This window comes from Endozoicomonas sp. ONNA2 (genome assembly GCF_024606365.1).
Taxonomy (GTDB): domain Bacteria; phylum Pseudomonadota; class Gammaproteobacteria; order Pseudomonadales; family Endozoicomonadaceae; genus Endozoicomonas.
In genome coordinates this window covers 1-2,024 of record NZ_JAHHPO010000242.1, presented here as the reverse complement: position 1 = coordinate 2,024, position 2,024 = coordinate 1, and the positions used below count along the sequence as shown (strand labels likewise).

Genomic DNA, 2,024 nt, shown 5'->3' with positions numbered 1-2,024 from the left:
GGACATCCAGGCACTACCCAAACCCAGCCACACCAGCAAATACAGCGAACTCATAATCAACCCGACTTTCCACCAGCGGAAAAGAGAGACATAACCGGCACCATAAAGTATGGGTGCCGGTCCATTCCCATAGTGAGTTATAACTGCACAAATATTACTCATATAGGCAAGCATAAGCGCTCCTCCCAGTGGGGGTACACCAGAACCGAGCATGATCAACAGAAAACCGGCATACATGGCACTGATCTGCGCTGTGGATGCGGCAAAGAAATAATGGAAAAAGTAGTACAACACACAGACAGTCATCATTGCCACCCAGGCAGGCAGACCGTCAAACAGAATGCCAACCTGATCATTGACATAGCTCACTACGCCATAGGCATTGAGGTAATGAGCCATGGTAATAAATGCCCCAAACCAGACCATGGTATCCCAGGCACCCTTATTTCCACGGAGATCATCCCAGTCAAGAACACCCGTTAACAGCAAAATGGAAACCCCCACCATAGCCACCAGTGTCGATGAAAAGCCCAACTGCTGACCAAAAATCCAAAGCAGAAGCAGCGCCAGGAATGTACCAGCCATAATCCATTCATCTCTGGTCAGAGAGCCCAGGCGGTTAAGCTCATCCTGTGCCACCTTGATGGCCATGGGGGTTTCTTTCAATTCTGGCGGGATAATGCGATACAGACAAAGCGGCATCAAAACAAGACAGACAATACCCGGTAATAATGCCCCCAATGCCCACATCGACCAGCTCAACTCAATACCCTGATTGCCGGCAAGCTTGACCACCAGTGGATTACCCGCCATTGCAGTCAGAAACATGGTGCTGGTAATCGCATTGGCATGGAAGACGATCATCAACAGGAAGGCCCCCATCCTGCTGGCAGTGGCTACCGGCTTACTGTCGTAGACAGTGGCGATGGATTTCATAATAGGGAACACCACGGCGCCTGCACGAGCCGTAGTGCTGGGCATGGCCGGCGCAAGCAGCATATCCGTCAGGGTCAGTCCATAACCCAGCGTCAGGGTTTTCTTCCCCAGGACACGCATAAAGCAGTAGGCAATTCTGAGCCCAAGGCCGGTTTTAATGAACCCGTGAGAGATAAAGAAAGCCAGCACCACCAGCCAGGTAACAGGATCACCATAACCCGCCAGTGCTTGTTTGAGGGTTAGCGTTTTGGTCAGTCCCAGGGCTGTCAAACCCATCAGCGTGATTGCCGACATCGGCATCGGGGCGATCATCACTCCCAACAGGGTGCTGAAAAAAATAATCAGCATATGCCAGCCCTGCAAATCCAGACCTTCCGGAGTAGGGAGCGCCCACAAAATCCCCCCCAATAGCAATGGGACCAGAAATCTGATCACTGATTTCAAATCCGTTGTCGGTTGATGTTCACAGCTAGCTGATTGAGTACTCACACAAACCCCTTTATGTTGTTAAAGACACAGTCCGGGAGGCTGTCCGACAGGTTCTCCAGCATTTATAATTCTGACTTTTATCATCAGCGATCACTCATGCAGGCTTCAGTTATACGCCCTTCCAAAAAAAGCCGATTACTGCTTTTTAATAAACCTTACGGTGTTCTAACCCGGTTTACCGACCAGCAAGGGCGGCAAACACTGAAGGATTTCATCAACATCCCCGGCATCTATCCAGCAGGCAGGCTGGATCGGGACAGCGAAGGTTTATTACTGCTGACAGATAACGGCCAGTTGCAAAACCTGATTGCCTCACCAGAGTACAAGATGCCCAAAACCTACTGGGTTCAGGTTGAGGGAATCCCGAACTCTCGATCATTAGACAATCTACGTACCGGAATAGTTCTCAACGATGGCCCAACCCTCCCGGCCCGGGCAAACATCATTGACTCTCCTGATGTTTGGGACAGATTTCCTCCCGTACGGGAAAGAAAGTCGATTCCGGACTGCTGGATTCAATTAACCATAAAAGAGGGCAGAAACCGCCAGGTAAGAAGAATGACTGCGGCTATCGGCCATCCCACACTCAGACTGACTCG

Annotated in this window: 2 protein-coding genes; one reads left to right on the top strand and one right to left on the bottom strand. The window is 50.5% G+C overall.

Translation table 11 applies throughout. The features are described 5' to 3' along the window. Nucleotides 1-1,425: anion permease (locus tag KDK14_RS04385; protein ID WP_257263802.1), on the bottom strand; the 1,425-nt coding region annotated here is incomplete at its 3' end. A 96-nt stretch (nt 1,426-1,521) separates the two neighbouring features. Here KDK14_RS04385 and KDK14_RS04380 point away from each other — a divergent pair. Continuing rightward, a partial coding sequence (locus KDK14_RS04380; RefSeq protein ID WP_257263801.1) for a pseudouridine synthase occupies nt 1,522-2,024 on the top strand: 503 nt, incomplete at its 3' end.